This window comes from Pseudonocardia charpentierae (assembly GCF_031845345.1).
Lineage (GTDB): Bacteria > Actinomycetota > Actinomycetes > Mycobacteriales > Pseudonocardiaceae > Pseudonocardia > Pseudonocardia charpentierae.
The window spans coordinates 1-2243 of the sequence record NZ_JAVREJ010000076.1 but is presented as its reverse complement, the minus strand read 5'-3'; the positions used below and the strand labels follow the sequence as shown (position 1 = coordinate 2243).

2 protein-coding genes and 2 pseudogenes are annotated in these 2243 nt (G+C 68.1%); 1 reads left to right on the top strand and 3 read right to left on the bottom strand.

The genetic code is table 11. The features are described 5' to 3' along the window. Positions 1 to 108 precede the first annotated feature (108 nt). The 3 genes and pseudogenes from RM445_RS31880 to RM445_RS31870 form a co-directional block, all read right to left on the bottom strand. Positions 109 to 339, bottom strand: a pseudogene (locus RM445_RS31880) (alpha/beta fold hydrolase); the annotation flags it as partial. Positions 340 to 502: 163 nt separating this feature from the next. Next, a pseudogene (locus RM445_RS31875) lies at positions 503 to 1332 on the bottom strand (IS5 family transposase). Positions 1333 to 1728: 396 nt separating this feature from the next. Continuing rightward, entirely contained in the window at positions 1729 to 1998 is a 270-nt protein-coding gene (locus RM445_RS31870) for a hypothetical protein (RefSeq protein WP_311560582.1), read from the bottom strand. A 38-nt stretch (positions 1999 to 2036) separates the two neighbouring features. Between RM445_RS31870 and RM445_RS31865 the strand changes: the two genes are divergently transcribed. After that, the coding region (locus tag RM445_RS31865) for a hypothetical protein (protein WP_311560581.1) at positions 2037 to 2243 on the top strand (207 nt) is incomplete at its 3' end.

Below are 2243 nucleotides of genomic sequence, written 5' to 3'. Positions count from 1 at the left end.
CGGCAACGTCCTGACCAGCAGGAACATCACCGCCTGGACACACGCCCGTCCAGGCGGCTTTCGGCGTTCCCGCAGGTCAAACCCCAGATTCCGTGTCCAGCACCAACATCAGCTGCGGAAGCCGGGTACGACGGCACCGCCGACGGAGTTCCCGACCACGTGCAGCGCCCCGACGCCAAGGGTGTCGAGGAAGCCGGCCACGAGCGGGGCCAGGTCTGCTCCCGGGGCGTAGCCGCCCGCTGCCGGGGTGCTGTCGCCGTGCCCCGGCAGGCTCAGAGCCAGCACCCGGTGGGTGCGGGCGAGCACGGGGACCACCCACCGCCAGCTGGTGGCACTCTGCTCATGGCCGTGCGAACCAGCCCTGGCAAAATGCCGGCGCTGTACCGTAAGAGTTGCTCGTCCTGCCGTTCAGCGAGTACTCCGTCGTCTGACCTGTCGCGTCGACCACAAACCTCACGCGACCGGTGGTGTATGCCAGCTGCGGCACGTCCTTGACCTGGTCTCAGAACCCGGTCTTGATCAGCCGGCGGGCGTTGATGACAGTGCAGGCGAGGGTCAGCAGCGGCAGCGTTGTGCGCTCGGTGCGGTCATAGCGCAGTCCGAGCCGCTTGAACCGAAGTAGCTACGAGATGGTGCGCTCGACGACCCAGCGGACCCGATCGAGTTTGGACTTGTCCTCGATCCCGCGCCGCGCGATGCGCACCTTGATCCCGCGGTGGTGCAGGTAGGCGCGGCAGCGGCGGTAGTCATAACCTTTGTCGGCGTGCAGCTTGCCGGGTCGCCGACGCGGCCGCCCGGGTCGTCCACGACGGCCGCGGACGGCCGGGTTGATCTCCAGCAGCGGCTCGAACAGCTTGCTGTCGTAGGTGTTCGCCGCCGACAGCATCACGTGCAGCGGGAGCCCGTTGGCGTCGCACAGGATGTGGTACTTCGATCCGGCTTTGCCGCGGTCGGTGGGGTTCGGCCCGGTCAGCTCGCCCCCCTTTTCGACCGCACCGCGACCGCGTCGATACAGCCACGCGACCAGTCCAGCAGCTCAGCCTCGGACAGCTCGTCGAGGACCAGCCGATGGAGGCGGTCCCACACCCCGGCCTTCTGCCACTCGCGCAGCCGACGCCAGGCGGTGTGCCCAGATCCGCAGCCCAGCTGCTCGGGCAGGTCCCGCCAGCGGCAGCCGGTGTCGAGCACGAACAAGATCCCTTCCAGCGCGGCCCGGTCATCGATCCGCGGCCGCCCACCCGGACCGCGAGGCGCCGGCCGTGGCGGGATCAACGGCTCGATCAGTTCCCAGAGCCGATCCTCGACCAGCCGCTGTCGCTTGCTCTTGGCCACGACCGACGACGATCGACGATCAGCCGCTCAAGATCACGCAGCGACACACCTAGTTTTGAGACCAGGTCTTAAAACTGTTGGCGACGCTCGTCCAGAGCAAGTTTTGGCCTGATGCATCTCCGCTGAAGCTGAAGGAGCCGTCCGCGTTGATGACCACTGTTCCGGGACCGCTGGTTTTCTAGGTGAACTACATCCACGCCTACCGGCACCGTTCGACTTTGAACGACCGATCGACACTCCAACAGCGCCGCGCACGGACATGGTGCGCCCGGCGTCGGGTGGCTTGTACACGGTTCGTAGCCCGCTTGGGGCACGGAAGACTCCGCCGGGTCCGCACACAGCGCCGTCTCGATCGCCCGCTCGAACCGTAGAGCGGCAGCGGCGTCGCGCGGCAGGCTAGGCCACGTCGATCAGCCCGTCGACGACGTTGGGGTTGTCGAGCAGCGCAGCTGCTGCGACCGTCGGGCTGACCGTGTGCACGATCCGGTTGATCTGGCAGTTACGGTCTCCCACCTGCTCGTTTCGGCTCTGGACAACGGCGACGGTGCCCTTGAGCCGGGCCGAGGCCGGACGGGTGCTGACTGACCCGTTGCGGGCGAACGCCTCGGTCCAGTCGCCGGCGCTGTGCCCGCGCCGCTCCACGGCTTCGACTGCGGCGGCCTGCAAGTCGGGATCGTCCGGCGAGCTGTGAGCGCGGCGAGGGCATGCTTGACGCGCTTGTCGTTGCGGAGCGCGGTGAAGTCGAGGGTCGGGTCGTCGACCTCGTGGGTGACGACGGTGAACTGCCGGTTGCCGTCGCCGACCTGCGCGCAGGAGACGGCGACGAGCCGCATGTGGCCCCGATCAGCAGTCTCCACGCCGTCGGTGACTTCCTCGTCGGCGGCCGCTTCCACCACATGCGGGTGGTCGCC